The organism is Olivibacter sp. SDN3 (assembly GCF_014334135.1).
GTDB lineage: Bacteria > Bacteroidota > Bacteroidia > Sphingobacteriales > Sphingobacteriaceae > Olivibacter.
Genome location: NZ_CP060497.1, coordinates 3,891,682 through 3,913,124 on the forward strand (window position 1 = coordinate 3,891,682; position 21,443 = coordinate 3,913,124).

Sequence of the window (21,443 nt, forward strand, 5' to 3'; positions counted from 1 at the left end):
CAGTATTAATCATCAAATATTTAAGACATGAGACAAAAATTACATTTTTGGTGTTTTACGCTCCTTATGTTCCTCGGTGTGCAAAGTTTGTTTGCTCAACAAATGGAAGTAAGTGGCGTGGTTAAAGATGCCACTACAGGAGACGTGCTGCCTGGCGTGACCGTCACGGTTACGGGGACAAGTACCGCCACGAGCACGGCTGAGAACGGAACCTATCGTATTAACGTACCCAATGGTAATGCTACATTAGTTTTTAGTTTGGTTGGATACGGCCGCTACGAGGTAAATGTAAACAACCAAACCACCATCAACGCTAGTTTAGGTGAAGATCAATCGCAACTTTCTGAGGTGGTAGTAACCGCCATGGGTATAGAGCGAACCGAACGCTCTTTGGGTTATGCCACACAAAAGGTAGATGCTACGGAATTGAATTTCAATAAACAACCCAATATGGTAAATGCTTTGCAGGGGAAGGTTGCCGGCGTGACGATTAGTAGCACTGGTGGTGCGCCCGGACAAGGCTCTAGCATCCAAATCCGTGGTATTAATTCTATCGATCCCGGACGGGATAATCAACCGTTATTCGTAATCGACGGCGTACTGATGGATAATAGTACATCTACATTTGGAGATGGGGCAGAGCTACGTGGGATGAGTAACCGTGCTGTTGACGTTAATCCAGATGATATTGAGTCCATAAATGTATTACGTGGAGGTGCGGCGACTGCACTTTATGGTTTACGCGGGGTGAATGGCGTTATCGTGATAACAACAAAAACGGGGAAAGCAGGCCGAATTAGTATTAATTATAGTGGCACTTACGGTTTTGAAAATGTCAATAAATTTCCGGAGGTACAAACCACTTATACACAAGGTAATACGGGAGTATATGATCCAAATAGTTTTTGGCCTTCTTTTGGTCCTACTATAGAGGAAGCCAGGCGTATTGACCCAACACATCCTACGAGGTTATATAGTCATTTGGAAGATGCCTTTGATACCGGATATCAGTTCCGAAACAACTTATCTATTTCGGGAGGCTCAGAAAGAGTTACTTTTTTGAGCTCCCTGACGCAATTTAACCATAATGGTATTATGCCCGGTACTGACTTCAAAAATTATCAGGCGAGATTAAATTTAAATGCAAAAATCAGTGAAAAAATTTCCGCAGGTGTGAATATGAGCTTTGGAAATACGGGAGGATCTAATTATAACGCGATCAGGTATAATGAACAACTCACCTACTGGTCGCCACGGCATGATATTAGAGATTATATGAAGGAAGATGGTACCATGCAGTCATACGGGGAAACAACCAATCCGATGTATGTTGCGAACACCAATCGATTGACAAATAATCTGGATCGATTTATTGGCAATTTCAATTTTTCTTATAAGCCCTTTGAATGGCTCGATTTCAGTTATCGTATAGGGATGGATACCTACAATGAGCACCGGCTGCGGACGGCACCCGGCTTCCGTGGTTTGCCTGGAGAACTATTAGTGTCTGAAAATGGCGCATTTGGAGCAAATGGACGAGGGTTTGTATTTGATTATAATACACACTACAGGTCTATCAATAGTACATTTGTGGCTAGTTTGAAGCATTCATTTGAAAATGGTTTAAACGGAACGCTCCGCTTAGGGCATGAGTTATACGACAGAAGCATCCGAAATGCTGGTGTCGAGGGCGCCGATTTGACCGTATATAACTGGTTCGATTTAGGTAATGCTAATGTGTTGAATGTTCTTCGCGACGAAAGAAATGTATTGGATTATCGCCTCGGAGGGATTTTCGGTGAATTGACCTTAGATTATAAACAATTTATTTATTTGACACTTACTGGAAGAAATGACATCACATCCTCACTCCGGAGACCTAATAATTCATTTTTCTATCCATCAGCGACTCTTAGTTATATCTTCACGGAAAATATCGCAATGCCCGCATTTATAACCACCGGTAAAGCACGATTTTCTTATGCTTCGATTGGAAAAGATGCGGCGGAGTACGCAACAAGCCGAGGGTTTAGAAGTTATGAAGGGCTACCGACAGGTATAAATGGCTTTACCCGTGCAAATTTGCTCGGAGATCCAAATCTCAAACCTGAGTTTACCAATACCTACGAAGCTGGCTTGGATATGTCTTTTCTTAATGATCGTTTGGGTTTTGAATTTACTTATTATCACGCCACTAGTAAAGACCAAATCATAAATATTCCCGTTTCTGCTGCTACTGGCTATGAAGAGGCCGCTTTAAATGTAGGAACAATGAGAAACAAGGGTGTAGAACTTACTGTGCATGGCTCTCCTATACGCAATGAAAACTTCTCGTGGAATACCTCGTTGAATTTTTCAGCAAACCGAAATCTCATCGTAAGTCTGCGGGAGGATATCAGAGACAGCCATATATCTGTTGCTTCTCAGTCTGGTTATTTGAATTCTGCAGTATCTATGCGATTAGTAGAAGGACAACCTTATGGGGCGTTGTTCGGAACCTCCTATCAACGTTATTATACGTCAGAAGAATTAGCCGCTGGGTTAAACCAGGGAATTTTTATTGATGATTCCCGTCCATTGGTAATAGGGGCAGATGGTTTTCCGATTAGAAATCCGATTTCCGATCAGCGTATTATGGGTAACGCGCAACCAAAATGGATAGCAGGATGGAGTAACACGCTTAACTATAAAAACCTGTCGCTAAATCTACTATTTGATGCCCGGATTGGTCAAGATAAGTACAATCAACTAAATAATTTCTATGCCGCTTTTGGCTTAGCTAAATATACGGAAGATCGAAACGAATACCGTGTATTTGAAGGCCTCTTGGCGGATGGTACACCGAATACGCAACTGGTGTGGCTCGGTCAGGGAATCGATCCGACGACAGTTGATCCAAATGAACCAGGTAGTGGTAGAAATTATGGTGAAGGATATTACCGAAATGTTTACCGTGGTGTTTCGGAGCATTCGGTGGAAGATGCTTCTTGGGTACGGTTGCGTTCAGCGACGTTCAGTTATAGCTTTCCCAGTGAATGGCTGAGGGGGTCTTTTGTTCAAAATGCCACCTTAAGTGTCACAGGTAACAACTTGTGGTTATGGACAAAATATACTGGATATGACCCTGAAGCGAGCTCTTTTCCAAGCGGATCGAATATCGATGGCTTTGCCGGATTCACTCATCCTGCGACACGTAGCTTCTTATTTACCCTTAATGTTGGATTTTAATTTACAGACATATGAAATCTATGAATAAAAATATATATGTTTCACTATTTGTATGTTGCTTTATCTCCATGCAAAGTTGTCAGAAATATTTTGATTTGGACGATAACCCAAACTTGGTTCAGGAGCCACCATTGGAGGCAATGCTCGCCACAGTTACGCAAAAAACAGGACTAAACAGTCAGCTTTTTTCTAATTTTATCAGTTATTATACGCAATATTTAGCAAGCCCTTCTGCTAATGGAGTTTCCGATACGTATCAGATATCGGATAATTCTTTGGCGTGGAATGAGGCATATTATGCGTTATCCGATCTTTTTGATATGAAAAATCGAGCAATGGAAGTTGGCGCTACTGAATATGCTGGAGTCGCTAATATTTTGTCGGCATATCATATCGCTTTAATAGCCGACACTTGGGGTAGTGCTCCTTATACGGAGGCTTTTTTTATAGAAGAGATAACACTAAATCCTCAATATGATGATGAAGAATTTCTGTATAATGTACAGGTACAGTTGTTAGAAGAAGGAATCGTGCTATTGAAGGAAGCTGAAGATGCGGAGGTTTATCAACTGTCGGCAAGCAGTGATTTAATTCATGCCGGAGTTAAAGAGTTATGGCTTAAAACGGCTTACGCGATGAAGGCCCGTGTGCTCAATAAAATTACTAAAAAATCGAATTATGATGCCGAAGCTGTTTTAGGGGCAATTGATAGCTCCTATACTTCCAATACAGATGATGCTGGTATGGGTACCTTTTTAGCAGCCAACCCATGGTGGCAACAAGCTGATGGAAATACAAGGAACCTCTTAAATGGATGGCTTTCTGATAACATTATTCGCCACTTGAATGGTGCAAAGTATGGTGTTTTTGATCCAAGGATTGAATATATTACGGACAGAACGGTTAATGACGACTATATCGGTACACGTAATGGTGAAGGTAACCGACCGGTTTATGACTCGAATGGTAATTTGATGCCTAATACCGTGAGAGACGAGTGCTACATCTCGATGACCTCACCTTTGAGCAGTCAGCAATCGCCACTATATTTAGTTACGTTTGCCGAGGTAAAATTCATCGAAGCAGAGGCTGCATTTCGAGTGGGGGATAGGGAGCGTGCATATGCGGCATATATAGCGGGCATAGAAGCTAATATGCAAAAGTTGGGTGTTACCGATGCAACCGCATATTTAACCCATTCTTCAGTTGAAGTTGGTGCATCAAATCTCTCATTGGACCTGATATTTAAAGAAAAATATGTGGTTACTTACCTTAACCCTGAAGCTTGGAATGACATGAGGAGAAATGAATACGAATACGAAGATTTCCAGATGCCCGTTAACGCAGCATTGTCTACATTTATAAGACAGGTAGCTTATCCACAGGACGAAATTAATTCCAATGGTGCGAATGTTCCCGATCAGGTATCTTTAGATACTCATTTATGGTGGGACCAACCCTAAATAGGATATCGGCTATATCATGCGAAAAGCGGCCGATTTTCGGCCGCTTTTCATTTTACTGCGGGTATTCATTTACAAAGCATCATGTATCAGCGCTATTGCACGTAATTTTTGTACGTCTCTTCCGGCTCTTTATTCAAATCAATTAAATATCCATTTACGATGGCATAAACTGGCTTACCATCTCTGGCAAGGAAAAAATTGGCTTGACTACCCAACGTTGGGCTATTCCCATAGATAGTACCTCTACTACTTAATAGTAGTGGTATCCGATGGTGTCTTCCCCCCGCTATATTGGTTAATTGGGCGGCAAGGTAGCCTTGCTTTAACAACGATACCGCTCTTTGAGGTGTCAGTTCTTTTATACTATTAAACGGTGTTGGATAGACCTTGCCGCGCATGAACGTTAAGCCTTGAGCATCTAGTTCGTCATAACCGTAGCTGTCTTGCAAGTCGCCAACATCATCAATTCTTCCCCTGATATAAAATATGCTGTCGGGAGCGGTGATTTCATCTCTTTTTATGGCTAAATCGACGTTATATCGAAGTGAGTCTCGTTCTGCCTCTATATTTCTTATGAGTAAATCAGCCAATTTTGAGGAGTTTTCCGGAATTTCTTGATAGTTATTGCGATCGTACTGTAGATAACTTTCCTGTGCAATCTCAATCAGCGCATTCAGAATGATCATAAAATTCAGTTTTCGAATGTACTGCTTTTCGGGATCGCCTTTATAACCACCAGACTCTATGAGCACGGTGCTTGCTCCCCATTTCTGGAAATTGTCGCCAAAACCTCGCGGTTCATGGGTGTCATCGTATTTGGCTACGCCATTTGGAACATATTGCTGTAATAGCTTATTCATGCCCACGATGAGTTGCATTGCCCGTCCTCTAACCTCATTAACGTCTTTTTCATGGTTGTATGCCGGCGCTAAGAAAGAAATGGTTGCTGGGTTGGGAGTTCCGGGGACATTATAATAGATGTGCTGATCATGTAGATTGAATCCGTAAGCAGGTTTATGTTGCTCGGCTGCAGCTTTTAAAATAACAGCTTCCGGACTTGCAGTTTGCCGAGCATCTCGGTTCAGGTCGATATCAAAAGCGTTTCGCCGGTTAAAAATTTCCGCTCCGTCAGGATTGATCATGGGCAAAAAAATAAGCGTCGTCTTGTCCTTAAGTAGGGATCGGATGCTGTCATAACCATCTCCTTTACCTTCAAGAAAATTAAAAATATCAAATAAAGCCATTGTTGCTGTACTTTCATTGCCGTGCATTTGCGACCAAAGCATTATTTTCTTTTTGCCATTTCCATGGCTCAATTGATACAAGATTCTTTTTTGTACCGATCGCCCCAATGTTTTAACGCTGAATAGATCTTGAGCTTTGCGTTTCAAAATAAGCGGTTCAATATCCTGGTGTTTGAAACGACGGTGGGTCAATGTCTTTTCTTTATAGGTCTCAAAAGCAGTAGCTAACATAGTTGTATCTGGAGTATAGCTTGCTTTATTAGTTGAACCTGGATTTGTTTGTTGGCAAGAATACATGATTGCTAAGATAAATAGGGAGTAAATAGACTTTTTCATCTGTAAATAATTTTTCATTCATGTTTTACTTTTGGGGCATTAAGAGCCGGTGGCTTTTTTTATCCTTCGATCAGCCCCCTGTTTGCTGCAATTGGGGAGCCTACATGTTCTAAATTTATCTTTTACTACTTGACGAAAATGACATTTTAAACAGGGGTTATTCATAATAAAAAAGTGTCTTGTTTATGATGTATTTCCAACGACCTTAAGCCTACTTAACCATTGAAGGACCGAATATGTTTGTTGCTACCGAAAATGTGCCATTATCCGCATTTAAACGGATAGGAGCGCCCACAGGTAGAATGAATTGCTCGCTTATATGTCCAATCAGTGCTCCCTGATAAGCAGGAACGTTCAATGGCCTAATATAATCATCGAGTATTTCGTCGAGCGTAAGTGAGCCATATCCGCCGCTAGGTGAACAATTGGTGCATTTACCGAATATAAAGCCTTTGATTTGATCTAGTGTTCCGTTTAATTTTAGTTGACAGAGCATGCGTTCTATTCGATATGGTTCTTCGGCCACATCTTCCAAAAATAAAATGGTGTTTTCGAAGTCTGGAAAATACTTGCTGCCGGATATTCCCGTAAGAACGGTTAAGTTACCTCCTAATAATTTACCACTTACTTTACCTGGATTGATGGTTTGTATACGGTTTTCGCGAGGAATTAAGTCATCTTTTTTGAGAAGCGGGTTTTCATAGTGCGGCATTCCCCCCTGAAAAAAAAGGGTTTCGAACTGTTCAACAACAAAGGATGGCCAGGAACTCGTACCTACTGGCCCATGAAAGGTGATTAAACCTGTTTGACTATGAATGGCCGCATGCAGAGCCGTAATGTCGCTATATCCCAAAAACACTTTGGGATTTTTTTTGATCAGAGGGTAATCGAGTTTATCTAGTAAACGTGCAGCTCCGGAACCACCTCGCATACAAACAATGGCTTTCACCTCCCGGTCTGCAAACATTTGGTGTATATCTTCCAGTTTACCTTCGTCACTACCAGCCAAATGGCCCAATCTGCTTTGTGTAAACTTACCCCATTTTACGCGAAACCCCAAGGCCTCGAACGTTTCTTGAGCAAGTTGAAAAGGTAAGTTGCCCACAATAGCTGATGATGGAGATATAATTCCGATCGTATCACCTTTCTGCAATTTTGGCGGGTAAATAAGGGGTAGTTTTGTAGATACAGGGAAGTCCCTGGCAAAACCATCATTTTTACCCGTTAAGAAAGCAGCACTTGCTAAACCCGTACCTAATGTTCGGAGAAAGGTTCTTTTGTTCATATTACTTGATAATTATGAATGATTTTAGCCGCGATCAAATGTCAGTCGTTGTCCGGGAAGATCGTTTAACAAATGGCCATTCTCAAAAACCAAATTACCAGACACTAGGGTATGCGTAATAGAGGATTTAAAAGTATGTTCTTCGAACGGCGACCATCCGCACTTAGATAATATATTGGACGGGAGTACTTTATATGGTTTGTTTAAATCAACGAGAACCAAGTCGGCATAATAACCTTCCCTTATAAAACCTCTATGCTCAATCTGAAAACAGGTGGCCGTATTGTGAGCCGTTTTTTGAACAATTTCCTTTAACGTTAGCTTACCATCATGATAAAGATCTAGTAGGGCTTGTAGCGCATGTTGTACCAGTGGCCCGCCTGAGGGGGCTTCACTGTAAGGTCTGGACTTTTCTTCTCGGGTATGTGGTGCGTGGTCTGTTGCGATAACATCTATACGGTCATCTAACACAGCCTTTAAGATCTCGTCTCTGTCTTCCTTGCCTTTTACCGCGGGGTTCCATTTAATTAAGTTCCCCTTTTCTTTATAGTCTTCATCGCTAAACCATAAATGGTGAATGCAGGCCTCAGCTGTTATTTTCTTTTCGCTCAGGGGGCTGTTGTTCTCGAAAAGACTGGTTTCTTTTGCTGTCGAAATATGTAGTATATGAAGTCTGGTTCCGTATTTTTTTGCCAATGCGACGGCATGGGATGATGATTTATAACAAGCTTCTGCAGAACGTATTAACGGATGCATATCAATTGTTAGTTCATTATTGTATGTTGTATTGTACCTGGCTAGATTTTCCCGGATAGTTGCCTCGTCTTCACAGTGAGTGGCTACTAACATTGGCGCGTTTCGAAAAATATGCTCCAACGTTTGTTCGTTATCTACCAACATATTCCCGGTAGACGAACCCATAAAAACTTTTATACCGCAAACCTTCTTTGGATCTGTTTTTAAAACTTCGTCGATATTGTCGTTGGCGGCTCCCATGAAAAAAGAATAGTTGGCCAATGAGTTTTTCGCTGCAATGTTGTATTTATCTTCTAAAAGCGTTTGTGTAAGTGTGTTTGGTACCGTATTGGGCATTTCCATGAAACTGGTCGTGCCGCCCGCTACTGCCGCCCTGCTTTCATGCCAAATATCTGCCTTATGGGTAAGACCCGGTTCCCTAAAATGTACCTGGTCGTCAATCAGGCCCGGAAATAAGTGCAGACCTTCGGCATTAATTATTTTATCTGCCGGATGATTGATTTCATTAGCGATCATTTCGATGATACCATGGTTGATATATATATCTGCTGTATAAATTTCATTTTCATTAACGATCGTTGCGGATTTAATTAGAATAGCTGGCATATTTTTGTATTATTTATAAGGAATGTGTCGTATTTTCTCCCAAAAGTACATATTTTGGGATTGTTTTTACATATTAAATACATTACTTGTTATGTCTTCGAATAATTTAGTTCTTGTACGATTATTGCTTTTCTGCTTGTTGATGAAGGGGGCTTCCATGCAAGCACAGCATTTTGAATTGAAAAGTATTTACAGCTTTCCTTTCCCAACTGGGTTAACCAGTGCAGCAACAGGATCAAAAATTGCTTTTGCTCTTAACGAGGAAGGTAAGAGAAATATATATGTTTCTGATGATGAAAATTTTACACCGATAAAATTAACAAATTATTCAAGTGATGACGGGCAAGAGATCAGTAGTCTTTCCGTTTCCGATGATGGCGAATGGGTGGTGTACGTGCGTGGTGGGGATCATGGTGGGAGCGGCGGAGCAGCAGTTAACTCTCTTTCCTTACCAGTGGCACCTAAGGTTGAAATCTTTTCACTTCCGTTCGAGGGTGGTGAACCACAGCGGATCGGTGAGGGCGACTATCCTATAATTTCCCCAATGAATGATCGTGTGGCTTTTTTAAGGAACGGTCAGGTTTGGGTGGCACCCATAGATGCTTCTTCTCCGGCAGAGCGGTTGTTTGCTATCCGTGGGAATGTGCAGTCCTTTAGCTGGTCTCCCTCTGGAGATCAGGTAGCATTTAGTTGCTTGAGAGACGATCATGCTTTCCTTGGCGTCTTTTCTCACTTGGATCAACCTATTGTATGGTTATCACCGGCCTTTGCATGGGATAGCAATCCGGTATGGTCGCCTGATGGTTCGGAGATAGCTTTCGTTCGTACGCCCGGTAAAGGCGGCGCGCCCGATTCTTTGCTTGCGAGAAAACATCAACCTTGGGAGATCTGGGTGGCTTCAAGTGTAACGGGGGAGGGAATGCGCGTATGGAAAGCTCCGGAAACACTGGCGGGATCCTTGCCTACTACACAGGGAGGGGCAAATTTGCAATGGGGTTTGGAAAGCCATCTTAATTTTGTTTCTTATCACGATGGATGGCCGCATATTTATGCGCTTCCCTTGAAACCGCAAGGACAACCTATTTTATTAACGCCGGGAGACTTTATGGTTGAGCACGTAACATTAAGTCCTGATAAAAAAACACTTGTCTTCAGTGCAAACACAGGAAGTGACAGCCTGGATCTTCACCGTCGACACATAGGTAGGGTAGCTGTGGATAAGCCAGGAATGGAACTTCTGACCGATGGTAAAGGGATGGAAACCTATCCGCAGATAACGGGCGATGGTAAGGCCTTGCTTATGTTGAAAGCAACGGCAGAACAGCCGCTATTGCCCGCAGTAAAAATGCTTGAAGAGGGCGGGGCATCTGATATTAAAATTTTAGGCGAAGATTTATTGCCGGCTGACCTTCCTCTGAACCAACTGGTTACCCCAAAAGCAGTTACTTTTGAGGCAGAAGACGGGATGTTGGTGCATGCGCAATTGTACGAACCGGTTAATTCAACAGGTGATCATCCTGCTATTGTGTATATACATGGCGGTCCACAGCGACAAATGTTGTTGGGATGGCATTATATGGACTATTATGCGTATAACTATGCACTCAACCAATATTTGGTAAACCAGGGTTTTACGGTATTGTCGGTGAACTATCGCTTAGGAATTGGCTATGGTTACGAAGCACATAAACCAGCCCATGGTGGCATGTATGGTGCCGCTGAATATAAAGATATTAAGGCTGCTGGAGCATGGCTTGCTCGCCAAGCGGGAATAGATAAAAATAAGATAGGTGTATATGGCGGATCATATGGCGGGTATTTAACGGCAATGGCTCTAGCCAGGGATTCCGAGATATTCGCTGCCGGTGTGGATATCCATGGTGTGCATAACTTTATGGGAAGACTATCGACTACAGATGCGGAGCTTGCTCCTGATACAGAGGAAGCTTTGCGTGCTGTACAAAAATCTTCTCCTGTAACATGGCTTGATCAATGGAAGTCACCCGTGCTTATTATTCATGCGGATGATGACCGGAATGTGTCGTTTCATCAAAGTGTGGATTTGGTGCGTCGCTTCGAGCAGAAGGGAATTCCTTACAGTTACCTGGTCATACCAGACGATACTCATCATTGGATGCGTCATGCCAACGCATTGAAGGTAGCAGAGGCTACTGCTGATTTTTTAACGGAACAATTGATGCATAAGAACGTCAATAATTCCCTATCTTTGTAGGCTATGCACAAAACGTTTGAGGATTTTAAATTCAATAAACAAATACTGAACGCAATAGCGGAGGCGGGTTATACAACGCCTACACCCATTCAGCAAAAGGCGATTACTCCCATACTAGCCGGGCAGGATGTGATGGGGATTGCCCAGACAGGAACAGGCAAAACCGCAGCCTATGTGCTACCTATCGTGATGAATTTGAAATATGCACAGGGAAACGATCCCCGCGCTTTGGTTTTATCACCTACACGTGAGCTGGCCATGCAGATTGAGGAACAGGTGAGGCTCTTTGCCAAGTATACGGACCTGAGGACAACCGTGCTTTATGGCGGTTTAGGTCCTAAAACACAGATAGCAGCACTAGATGCAGGAACCGATATCATTGTTTCGACTCCTGGACGTTTTCTAGACCTTTATTTAGCAGGGCATATTAATCTCAAGCAATTAAAGGTGATGGTGATGGATGAAGCGGATAAAATGATGGATATGGGTTTCATTAGCAAAATCCATCGTGTTTTGGAGATCGTGCCACGTAAAAGACAAAACCTTCTTTTTTCCGCTACAATGAGCGAGCTTGTGCATAAAATAGCAGGAGATTTTCTGGCTTTTCCGACAATCGTAGAGGTAGCACCGCAGGCTACCCCGGCGGCGACCGTATCACAACGGCTTTTTAAGGTGCCGAATATCAAGACAAAGATTAATCTTTTACAGCATCTATTAAAAGATGACAGTGAATTACATCGATTGATTGTATTCTGCAAAACCAAAGTGTCAGCAGATAATGTGTATCATTTTCTACTTAGAAAATACGGTGAAGAGGGCGTACGTGTAATTCATGCAAATAAGGGACAAAATACCCGAATCAACTCGATCAATGCTTTTAGAGACGGTGATGTACGGATTTTGGTTGCTACAGATGTAGCGGCAAGAGGACTTGATATTAGTGATGTAAGTCATGTTATTAATTTTGACATACCCATTGTCATAGAAGACTATGTACATCGCATTGGAAGGACAGGTAGAGCCTATAAAACAGGAGTGGCCATTAGTTTCTGTTCACCTGCGGAAGAATATTATGTTAATAAGGTTGAAAAACTGATTAGACAGACAATACCGATAATGGAAATCCCGGAAGGTGTAGTTATAGAAAAAACAGGTATAGAAGAAAAACAAGCCATAGCCAAAGAAATAGATGCGCAGAAGCGAAAAGAGAACCCCGATTTTAAGGGTGCTTTCCACGAAAAAAAGGCTGCTAATTTGAAGAAGAATAATACGAAGAAGGCATCAGCCAGAAAGCCAACATTAAAGAAAGCGGGTACGAAAGCTAAGCGCTACCGATGAAGCAAATTAGAATAACGCCACTGAATATTGCCTGCGCCTCCCTTGCTGCGTGGATCCTATGGGAGTCTGTCATTGGTCACGTTGCACTACATGCGGCAGGAATGAGATTGATTTTGGTTTTAGTGCTCGCTGTAGCTGATCAATTTTTTCGATTTTTCTTTAAAAAAATGAAACAGATTTGGTTGGTCGAAATAGGTTTTATAGTTTTTACAGTGCTGGTAGTTTGGGTCATTGGACTTGGTGGCTAGTCATCTTGAATAGTTAATATATAAGTTATAAAATGGTTATTTTAGATTAGTAGAGTCGTTTGTCTAATCAATTTTGTATTAAATTGATGCCTGTACAAAGGAGGCAAACTACTGAAATTCGTTAACCTGATAATAGAGAACATATGAGAAAAGCAGAGATTAAATTGACGATTGAATTGGACGACGCGAATATCCCTCAACAGATCACCTGGGAATCAACTGAAGGCGAGAATAAAGAAGCACTACCAACTAAGGCAATGTTTCTGGCATTATGGGATCATCATTATAAAAACGCCTTACGTATAGATTTATGGACTAAAGATATGCCATTAGATGAAATGAAACGCTTTTTTTATGAAACACTGCAAACAATGGGTGATTCTTTCTTGCGAGCAGCAGGAACTGACCCCTTGGCGGAAGCCGTTATTGGCGATTTAAGAGATTATTGCGATCATTTTGCTGAAAAAATGGAAGTGACACAGAAGAAGAGTTAAACTTTGTTGTTGTTCCCATCAACAAATGGGCTTGAAAAGTATTTTTTAAATGTAAATTTAATTAACTTGTCCCTGTATTAAAATAGGGACTTTTTTTATTATATGCGTACTAGAAAGATAGCAGTGGTTGGTGGGGGAAGTTGGGCGACAGCCATAGTTAAAATGCTAAGCGATAACGATAGGGAAAAGACGATTTATTGGTGGATGCGAAATAAAGAAACAGTTGAGTATATTAGACAATATCGCCATAACCCCAACTATTTAAGTGCCGTTGAGATCAAACTTCCTGCCAAGCAAATAACGGATAATTTATTACAAGTGATTCAAGAGTCTGAATTAATTGTATTAAATGTGCCTGCGGCCTTTCTGAAAGATGCGATGCATGAAGTAAAGTCTGAAGATCTGAAGGGTAAATATATTATCAGTGCCATTAAAGGCATTATTCCCGACGAAAATCAGCTTGTTGGAGATTATTTACAATCAGCTTTCGGTGTTCCAATTGAGTATATAGCAGTGATCAGCGGCCCTTGTCATGCGGAGGAAGTTTCATTGGAAAAATTGTCTTATCTAACCATTGCCTCGGACTCCTTGGATACGGCCACAACTTTTGCTGATTTATTAGATACCCGGTATATAAAAACCGTTCTGTCTGACGATATCTATGGAACAGAATATGGCGCAGTGCTGAAGAACATCTATGCGGTAGCAAGTGGCATCTGTCATGGTGTAGGGTTTGGAGATAATTTTCAGGCAGTACTGATTTCGAACGCTATTCGGGAGATGGCGAGATTTTTGGCAAATGTTCACCCAATTAACCGGGATATTAACGAGTCTGCTTATCTAGGGGATTTATTAGTAACTGCTTATTCTCAGTTTAGCCGCAATCGTACGTTTGGGAATATGATAGGTAAAGGATATACTGTTCGATCGGCACAATTAGAGATGAATATGATTGCGGAGGGATATTATGCCTCGAAATGTATCCATCAAATAAATAAAACCTATCAGGTAGAAATGCCTATTTGTAGAGCCGTATATGCCATATTATATGAAAAACATTCGCCACATATTGAGATGAAACTGCTCGCCGAGTTATTAACATAATGGTTTAAAAACAGTGTTATATGAAGCAAAAATTACTTGATCAACTATTTGTTACAAAAACAAAGCTCTTTCTGCTGTCTTTTTTTATTTCAGTTGCTGCTTATGGGCAAACTCCTGTCAGTTACAAAAATGGGCTAGTTGTCTCCGCTCACCCTTTGGCTTCGGAAGTAGGTGTTGATATTCTTAAAAAAGGAGGGAATGCCGTAGATGCAGCTATCGCTGTTCAATTTGCGCTTGCCGTTGTTTACCCGAATGCGGGTAATATCGGCGGCGGTGGGTTTATGGTTTATCGTTCTTCGAATAATGAACGGGCTGCGCTGGATTTCAGGGAAACGGCTTCTGAGAAAGCCAGTCGAGATATGTATTTAGATGCATCGGGGGATCCTATTGAGCGCTTAAGTCTAGATGGGCAGTTATCTGTGGGAACACCTGGAACGGTAGACGGCATGGTGAAAGCACATGAACGATTTGCTAGGTTGCCGTGGAAAGATCTTCTGCAACCAGCGATTGATCTAGCACGGAAAGGTTTCCCGATAACCGCTATGCAGGCTGACGAACTCAACAGGAGAAAAGAAATTTTTCAGCGCTTTAACCCACTGGGAACGGCCCTTATAAAAAAGAAAGGCCACTGGGAGGAAGGCGATCGCTTAGTACAAAGGGAATTGGCACGTACGCTTAGATTGATTAAAGATCGAGGAAGGGCGGGTTTCTATGAAGGAAGAACAGCATCTTTAATTATAGAAGAGATGGGGAGGGGTAATGGCATCATTACTACGGACGACTTGAAAAACTATCAAGCGAAATGGCGGGAGCCTATAGTTAGTAGTTATCGTAATCACGAGGTTATTTCGATGCCCCCGTCATCCAGTGGGGGGGTAGCGCTAGTTTCGTTATTAAAAGCGGTTGAACCATATCCCTTATCTCGATGGGGTTTTCAGCGTGATTCGACAGTTCAATTAATGGTGGAAGCCGAACGTAGAGTATATGCTGATCGGTCGGAACATTTGGGCGATGCTGACTTTTATCCCGTTCCATTGACAGGATTGTTAGATAGTAATTATCAGCAAGAGCGAATGCGTGACATAGATTTTTCGAGGGCAACGCCCAGCAGCGCGGTTAAGGCGGGTGACCCTAAAACATATGAGAGCGAGGAAACCACACACTTTTCGATAGTAGATAAAGAGGGTAATGCTGTGGCGATTACTACGACGCTGAATAACTCGTATGGTTCGCAAGTAGTGGTAAAAGGCGCCGGTTTTTTGCTGAACGATGAAATGGATGATTTCTCTATAAAACCGGGGGTGCCTAATTTATATGGTTTGCTAGGTGGTGCAGCTAATGCCATAGAGCCAGGCAAACGCATGTTGAGCGCTATGACTCCCACTATTCTTACTAAGAATAATAAGTTATTTATGGTTGTAGGTACACCGGGAGGGTCTACCATTATCACGTCTGTGTTTCAGACCATTTTGAATGTAATAGACTTCGGCAAAGATATGCAGGAGGCGGTCAGTGCTCCGCGTTTTCATCATCAATGGATGCCAGATGAAGTTTACGTTGAGCAGGATGCAATTCGAGTTGATGTACGAAAAAGACTGGAAGCAAAACACTACAAGTTTACGCCAAGAGGTAGTATAGGGCGGGTTGACGCGATTTTAGTGAATGCAGACGGCTCATTACAAGGAGGTGCCGATCCTAGAGGTGATGACGTAGCTTTAGGGTATTAAAGAAAATGAGTTACTTATTATGTGTTAAGTATGAGGATTTGTATCCTACTCTTAATGCATAATAAGTAACTCATGTTTTATAGCTATTTCCAATGAATGACTATCGGAGTAGCCTGTGGCCGATTACCAGCGTTTTTTTTCGCCTTTTCTTTCGCGACGTTTGCCCGAAAAATCACGGAACCCACTGTCGCTACGATCACGGCTACCACTTCTACGGCCGCCATCTCCACCTCTAGAAGATCTACTTCTGCCACGGCTGCCGCCACCGCCATCACGATCACCTGCTAATTCTACCCTTACCGAACGGCCGTTAAAATCTGCTTGATTAAAGCCATTTAATACTTTATCGGCTATGCTGTTTTCAACCTCAAAGAATGTATAGACACCTTTAAGGTCAATTTTACCTATAGACTTGCCACTGATTTGCGCATTGTTGCATATAAATCCAAGCATGTCACCTCTGGTAAACTCATCAACGGAGCCTAGATTGATAAACAAACGTGTGTAATCCGATTTATAACCATTACGTCCAAATTTATCACCACGTGCACCACGATCACTACTTTTCGACTCAATTGCCGCAGCATTTAAGTCAGGAGCATTCTCGTAATAATCTAAGAAGCGGTTGAATTCAATCGACGCAAAATGTTTGATAACATCTTCCTTGCTGAATTCAGCAAATTCGTCCATAATTCTAGGAAGGTACTGACCTATTTGATCTTCATTGACGTCTACAGCCTTTACCTTATGAACTAATGCAAATAATTGCTTTTCGCAAACGTCGAATCCACTGGGAATTTCAGCTTTTACAAATTGTTTGCCGATTACACGTTCTATCTGACGTATTTTTCCAAGTTCTCTCGCCGTAATTAGGGCAATTGAAACACCTGTTTTTCCTGCACGTGCTGTTCGCCCACTACGGTGGGTATAATTCTCAATTTCGTCTGGTAGCGAAAAATTAATCACATGGGTAACGTTGTTAACGTCGATACCACGTGCTGCAACATCGGTAGCAATAAGTAACTGAAGACTCCGTTCGCGGTATCTTTTCATTACTTTATCACGTTGTTGTTGCGACAAATCTCCGTGCAGGGCGTCAGCATTATAACCATCTTTTATGAGGGCCTCCGCAATTTCCTGCGTTTCAATTTTAGTACGGCAGAAAACAATTCCAAATATTTCTGGATTAAAATCTACAATACGTTTAAAGGCTGCATATTTATCACGCGGTTTAACCACATAATATTCGTGATCGATGTTTACATTACCGGTATTTTTCGTACCAACGGTAAGCTCAAAAGGATCAGTCATGTAGTTCTTCGCAATGCGACGAACTTCTGCCGGCATTGTGGCAGAAAACAGCCAAGTTTTTTTCTCTTCGGGAGTTGTTGAAAGGATATTATTAATGTCTTCCTGAAAGCCCATGTTGAGCATTTCATCTGCTTCATCCAATACTACGTAGCGTACTCCAGAAAAATCGATTGCTTTGCGGCCAATAATATCTAACATCCGTCCTGGTGTTGCTACAACAATTTGTACACCACGGCGAATCTGACGTAATTGATCGCTAATGTTAGCTCCACCGTATACTGCTACGACGTGCACATTATCGATATTTTTAGAGAATTTTTTTAAATCATTAGCGATTTGCAAACATAATTCGCGCGTAGGGCAAAGTATCAGTGCCTGGGGCAGATTTTGCGAAAAGTCTAATAATTCTAACAACGGCAGGCCAAATGCTGCGGTTTTGCCGGTTCCTGTTTGGGCCAATCCGACAAAATCGCTGCTGCCTGTAAGGAGTGCTGGAATAGCTTGCTCCTGGATGGGAGTTGGGTTCTCAAACCCTAACTCTGTAACGGCATTAACAACATCATGACGGATTCCCAATTGACTAAATGGGTTCATGAAATTCAAAAAACGTTAGGCTTCATTGCCTAAGGAAGGCGCAAAGGTAAAGCTAATAATTAATAAAAGCAAGCTTATGCAAAATAATTTTACAAAGCCTGCTTTTATTTATGCTTTTGCCGCAGCTTCCAATTCGTGGATGAACTCTTTGCCCCAATGTTCAATGTCATAATGGCTCACAGTCTCATAGAGCCTTTGGATGCGTAATTTGCGGTCGCCAGCCTCCATGGTAAGAGCCTGTAACAGGCTTTCCTTCATGTTTTTCGGATCGTAAGGATTGGTCAGGATCGCGTAGGGAAGTTCCACCGATGCGCCCGCAAATTCTGAGATAACCAGTACGCCGTTAGCATCTTTATTTAGTCCTTGAACGGCTACGTACTCTTTGGCAACAAGGTTAAGCCCGTCTCGTAGTGGAGTTATCCATGCGATGTCGGCGATGGCGTAGTAAGTGATTACCTCCTCAAAGGGCACCGATCGGAAAAAAAATCGTATAGGTGTCCATTCTAGACTTGAATATTTGCCGTTTATTTCCCCAACAGCCTGCTCCAGCTCTCTTTGCGTTTTTTCATAGATTTTCATTCCCTGAGAGGGCGGGGTACAGATATTAATAAGTTCTATTTTGCCATGAAACTCCGGATACTCTTCCAAAAACTCACCAAATGCTTCTATTTTTTCTAGAGGTCCTTTGACGTAATCCAGTCGTTCAACAGATAAGACGATGTGTTTACCCTGTGTTCTTTTTTTCAGGCTTTCTATACGTTGTTGTGTTTTCTTCTGATGATAGATGCGTGTGATATTTTTAATATTGACTCCTACGGGTTGCGCGCCAAGCCTTATACGCCGGTTGCCAACCTCTATTTCTTTGGTCATTTGATCGATGCCCAAGGCGCAGCTATACGTGAGGAATTGTTTTGCTGCATTGATTTTCTTTATCACGTTTACTGGAGAATGACTACGCAATACATCTACAAAATTTTCGACGTATCGCGGAATATGAAAACTTACAAAATCACATTGTAATAGACTTCCTATTATTTCCCGACGCCAGGGGATGATGTTGAATATATCCGCAGGGGGAAAGGCTGTATGGTGAAAGAAACCTATTTTAACATCGGGTCGTAATTGTCGTAAAAAGGCAGGTACCATCCATAAATTATATTCATGTACCCAAACAAGTGCTCCTTGGTCAGCTTCTTCAGCTACGCGCTCGGCAAATAGCTTATTTATCCTTACATAATGTGCCCAATGTTCATGATTGAATTTCGCCCGATCGATAAATGAAAAAATGGTTGGCCAAAAGGCCTCTTTAGAGAACACTCTGTAAAAAAGATCGATGTCCTTTTTAGGAAGTGATATAATTGAAGCTGTTAAGTTGGGATATTTTTTCTCATCAATGAATTGTTTTTTAACGGCGCGGCTAGTATGTTTATTCTTTTCTTCCTCTTCTCCAACCCAAACTCCTGGCCGTCCATTCTCGAAAAAGCCCAGTAAAGAAGGTATAATGCCGTTAGGACTTTTGGGAGGAACTCTTATTTCTTCATCATTTATAATTTCCTTATCAAATGGTAGGCGGTGGTATACCATCAATAGCTGAGGTTCTCCCGCCTGCTTGCTTTTTTTTGCCTTTTTTGCTTCTCTATAATAACTTTTAAACGCTGGGTAATGTAACATTGATTCCAAAATGCCTCCCGCGCCTTCTGCTTTTGCATGATAGGTGTTTTTTAATTGTGCGGTTGCATCTATCAGAAGTGGTTCTGCTCTTCCTACGACAACGCCTTTATAATCAGTTTCATATAAAGACAAGTCGTTCATCGTATCGCCGGCAACCAATACCATGTCTGGTGGAAAGTTGAGTGTTTTAACTAATTGTTTTAAGGTTTCCCCCTTGTTAATTCCACCGGGAAGAATATCTAAATATTGTCCGGCTGATAGGAGTACATCACAACCGTATTTAGCAGCAATTTCTTCGATAGCTTTGATGTCGGTATCCTTTTCATAGTAGAACGAGCATCGGCGCTGCTGCGGTACTTCTTGAAATTGTAGGCCCTCGATGTGCTGTAGTTCGTCACGAAAGGTAAATATGCCAGGCCATTTCTTTTCAATTTGAGACTGTATAGGTTCTATAGGCTCCATTGTTCTACCATTTAATATAGTAGCACCCACGTCGCATATAATATAATCAGGATTGGGGATGATAGGGTCGTTTAATAACGGCATGACCGATTCTAACCCTCTGCCTGTTACAAACGCCAGGCGTATATCCTGGTGTTTTTGAATGAGTCGATATAAGTTTAATCGATCTACATTCTTTCCACCTAAAAACGTTCCGTCTAGATCTGTAGCAAGTAACATCATATTGTTTTTTTTTAAGGTAAATTTGTTTTTGTTTTAATTTTAAAGCTGCAATAGAAGATTAGGTATTACAGCAGCTGGCTTTCCAGTATTTTAAATTCAACGTAGGGAGAAATATGATTATGCAAAATACGATATACTGTAGAGACAATAGGTGTATGCGCCCGTATTTTTTTTGCTACCTCATAAATTCCTTTTGCGGCGTTATATCCTTCTGCAACCATGCTCATTTGTGATTTAGCCAGCTGTACAGAGTAACCTCTTCCAATCATTTCTCCGAAAGTTCTGTTACGACTGAAATTAGAATAGGCGGTTACCAGCAAATCGCCTAAATAGGCGGATGTGGCTATTTTAATGGAATCTAGTTTTAAGGAGTTGAGAAATTGCGACAGTTCATTGATCGCATTCGAAACAATCACCGCCTGAAAATTATCGCCGTAGTTAAGTCCTTTTGCTATTCCACAGGCTATACCGATAATATTTTTGTAAATAGCAGCATACTCTATACCAATAGGATCATTGCTAGTATGTGTTACCAGATAGGAAGAATTGATGGATTGTTGGAGTTCCTGAGCAAATTTCTGGTTTCTTGACGCTATAGTGATATAGGTTTTGCGTTCCATGGCAATTTCTTCTGCATGACAAGGGCCCGCTATGATGGCTTGTTGATCCATGCTTATTCCGAAGCGATCCGCTAGGTAGGAGGAAGGCAAAACATGTTGTCCATTTAAGGTGCCTTTAATTGAAGTGATGATTCTCTTATTCACGACATCCCCAGGAGTTATTTCGCTCGCGACTCCCGCTAAATAGGCACTTGGAACAGCGAAGAGAAGAATTTCAGCTTGTTGGATTACTTCATCTAAGTGGTGAGAAGCAGATATGTGTTGCATAGGAAGTTGGAGATAACTAAGGTAATTCTTATTCCTTCCAGATTCTAAGAGGCTGTCAACGTATTCTTTTTTTCGTAGGTACCAGGCTATATCAATTTTGTTTTCAGCAAAAATCTTAATTAAAGCAGTGGCCCAGCTGCCGCCCCCAATCACACTAATTTTTTTCAATCTTTCGCGGAGTTAAATGGTGAAACTTTAAGACGGAACTTTACTTAATACGTAAGGCCCCTA

General features: G+C 41.7%; 14 protein-coding genes. 8 read left to right on the plus strand and 6 right to left on the minus strand.

The annotated features are described in order from the left end of the window. Positions 1-27 precede the first annotated feature (27 nt). Together H8S90_RS16155 and H8S90_RS16160 are read left to right on the plus strand one after the other, a co-directional pair. Complete coding sequence (locus tag H8S90_RS16155; RefSeq protein ID WP_187338883.1) at positions 28-3,228, plus strand: SusC/RagA family TonB-linked outer membrane protein; 3,201 nt, start codon at positions 28-30, stop codon at positions 3,226-3,228. Positions 3,229-3,248: 20 nt separating this feature from the next. Next, positions 3,249-4,691 carry a SusD/RagB family nutrient-binding outer membrane lipoprotein gene (locus tag H8S90_RS16160; protein ID WP_255501632.1) on the plus strand — a complete coding sequence of 481 codons (1,443 nt, stop codon included), beginning with the start codon at positions 3,249-3,251 and terminating at the stop codon, positions 4,689-4,691. 95 nt (positions 4,692-4,786) lie between these two features. Here the strand turns inward: H8S90_RS16160 and H8S90_RS16165 are convergent, their stop codons facing one another. The 3 genes from H8S90_RS16165 to H8S90_RS16175 all read right to left on the minus strand — a co-directional run bounded on the left by H8S90_RS16165 (position 4,787) and on the right by H8S90_RS16175 (position 8,921). Then, positions 4,787-6,274 carry a M14 family zinc carboxypeptidase gene (locus tag H8S90_RS16165; protein WP_187338885.1) on the minus strand — a complete coding sequence of 496 codons (1,488 nt, stop codon included), beginning with the start codon at positions 6,272-6,274 and terminating at the stop codon, positions 4,787-4,789. Positions 6,275-6,485: 211 nt separating this feature from the next. Then, the gene (locus tag H8S90_RS16170; protein WP_187338886.1) at positions 6,486-7,559 is read right to left on the minus strand and encodes an LD-carboxypeptidase; all 1,074 of its coding nucleotides are present in this window, start codon (positions 7,557-7,559) and stop codon (positions 6,486-6,488) included. A 24-nt stretch (positions 7,560-7,583) separates the two neighbouring features. Further along, positions 7,584-8,921 carry a dihydroorotase gene (locus tag H8S90_RS16175; protein ID WP_187338887.1) on the minus strand — a complete coding sequence of 446 codons (1,338 nt, stop codon included), beginning with the start codon at positions 8,919-8,921 and terminating at the stop codon, positions 7,584-7,586. A 91-nt stretch (positions 8,922-9,012) separates the two neighbouring features. On the opposite strand from H8S90_RS16175, the gene H8S90_RS16180 reads away from it, so the two are divergent. The 6 genes from H8S90_RS16180 to ggt all read left to right on the plus strand — a co-directional run bounded on the left by H8S90_RS16180 (position 9,013) and on the right by ggt (position 16,065). Further along, positions 9,013-11,154, plus strand: a complete 2,142-nt coding sequence (locus H8S90_RS16180; protein WP_187338888.1) for a prolyl oligopeptidase family serine peptidase — start codon at positions 9,013-9,015, stop codon at positions 11,152-11,154. Between the two features lie 3 nt (positions 11,155-11,157). Continuing rightward, a complete protein-coding gene (locus H8S90_RS16185; protein ID WP_187338889.1) occupies positions 11,158-12,492 on the plus strand; it encodes a DEAD/DEAH box helicase in 1,335 nt (444 codons plus the stop codon). Beyond that, positions 12,489-12,740 carry a hypothetical protein gene (locus H8S90_RS16190; protein WP_187338890.1) on the plus strand — a complete coding sequence of 84 codons (252 nt, stop codon included), beginning with the start codon at positions 12,489-12,491 and terminating at the stop codon, positions 12,738-12,740. Before H8S90_RS16185 ends, H8S90_RS16190 begins: the two co-directional genes overlap by 4 nt. 143 nt (positions 12,741-12,883) lie before the next feature. Further along, positions 12,884-13,234, plus strand: coding sequence for a gliding motility protein GldC (gene gldC / locus H8S90_RS16195; RefSeq protein ID WP_187338891.1), 351 nt, complete (start codon positions 12,884-12,886; stop codon positions 13,232-13,234). 102 nt (positions 13,235-13,336) lie between these two features. Further along, positions 13,337-14,338: an NAD(P)H-dependent glycerol-3-phosphate dehydrogenase gene (locus tag H8S90_RS16200; RefSeq protein WP_187338892.1), complete on the plus strand. Its 1,002-nt coding sequence runs from the start codon at positions 13,337-13,339 to the stop codon at positions 14,336-14,338. 20 nt (positions 14,339-14,358) lie between these two features. Then, positions 14,359-16,065: a gamma-glutamyltransferase gene (gene ggt / locus H8S90_RS16205; protein WP_187338893.1), complete on the plus strand. Its 1,707-nt coding sequence runs from the start codon at positions 14,359-14,361 to the stop codon at positions 16,063-16,065. 123 nt (positions 16,066-16,188) lie between these two features. Here the strand turns inward: ggt and H8S90_RS16210 are convergent, their stop codons facing one another. From H8S90_RS16210 to H8S90_RS16220, 3 genes are all read right to left on the minus strand, one after another. Continuing rightward, entirely contained in the window at positions 16,189-17,970 is a 1,782-nt protein-coding gene (locus H8S90_RS16210; RefSeq protein ID WP_187338894.1) for a DEAD/DEAH box helicase, read from the minus strand. 108 nt (positions 17,971-18,078) lie between these two features. After that, complete coding sequence (gene ggpS / locus H8S90_RS16215; RefSeq protein ID WP_255501633.1) at positions 18,079-20,325, minus strand: glucosylglycerol-phosphate synthase; 2,247 nt, start codon at positions 20,323-20,325, stop codon at positions 18,079-18,081. Between the two features lie 65 nt (positions 20,326-20,390). Continuing rightward, positions 20,391-21,380 carry an NAD(P)H-dependent glycerol-3-phosphate dehydrogenase gene (locus H8S90_RS16220; protein ID WP_187338895.1) on the minus strand — a complete coding sequence of 330 codons (990 nt, stop codon included), beginning with the start codon at positions 21,378-21,380 and terminating at the stop codon, positions 20,391-20,393. Positions 21,381-21,443 lie beyond the last annotated feature (63 nt).

Excerpts from the sequence above, each read along its gene's own strand:
- H8S90_RS16175 (WP_187338887.1), bottom strand. The coding sequence starts at position 8,921 with ATGCCAGCTATTCTAATTAAATCCGCAACGATCGTTAATGAAAATGAA.
- H8S90_RS16210 (WP_187338894.1), bottom strand. The coding sequence starts at position 17,970 with ATGAACCCATTTAGTCAATTGGGAATCCGTCATGATGTTGTTAATGCC.
- H8S90_RS16190 (WP_187338890.1), top strand. The coding sequence starts at position 12,489 with ATGAAGCAAATTAGAATAACGCCACTGAATATTGCCTGCGCCTCCCTT.
- ggt (WP_187338893.1), top strand. The coding sequence starts at position 14,359 with ATGAAGCAAAAATTACTTGATCAACTATTTGTTACAAAAACAAAGCTC.
- H8S90_RS16200 (WP_187338892.1), top strand. The coding sequence starts at position 13,337 with ATGCGTACTAGAAAGATAGCAGTGGTTGGTGGGGGAAGTTGGGCGACA.
- H8S90_RS16170 (WP_187338886.1), bottom strand. The coding sequence starts at position 7,559 with ATGAACAAAAGAACCTTTCTCCGAACATTAGGTACGGGTTTAGCAAGT.
- H8S90_RS16155 (WP_187338883.1), top strand. The coding sequence starts at position 28 with ATGAGACAAAAATTACATTTTTGGTGTTTTACGCTCCTTATGTTCCTC.
- H8S90_RS16165 (WP_187338885.1), bottom strand. The coding sequence starts at position 6,274 with ATGAAAAAGTCTATTTACTCCCTATTTATCTTAGCAATCATGTATTCT.
- H8S90_RS16180 (WP_187338888.1), top strand. The coding sequence starts at position 9,013 with ATGTCTTCGAATAATTTAGTTCTTGTACGATTATTGCTTTTCTGCTTG.
- gldC (WP_187338891.1), top strand. The coding sequence starts at position 12,884 with ATGAGAAAAGCAGAGATTAAATTGACGATTGAATTGGACGACGCGAAT.
- H8S90_RS16185 (WP_187338889.1), top strand. The coding sequence starts at position 11,158 with ATGCACAAAACGTTTGAGGATTTTAAATTCAATAAACAAATACTGAAC.
- H8S90_RS16160 (WP_255501632.1), top strand. The coding sequence starts at position 3,249 with ATGAATAAAAATATATATGTTTCACTATTTGTATGTTGCTTTATCTCC.
- ggpS (WP_255501633.1), bottom strand. The coding sequence starts at position 20,325 with ATGATGTTACTTGCTACAGATCTAGACGGAACGTTTTTAGGTGGAAAG.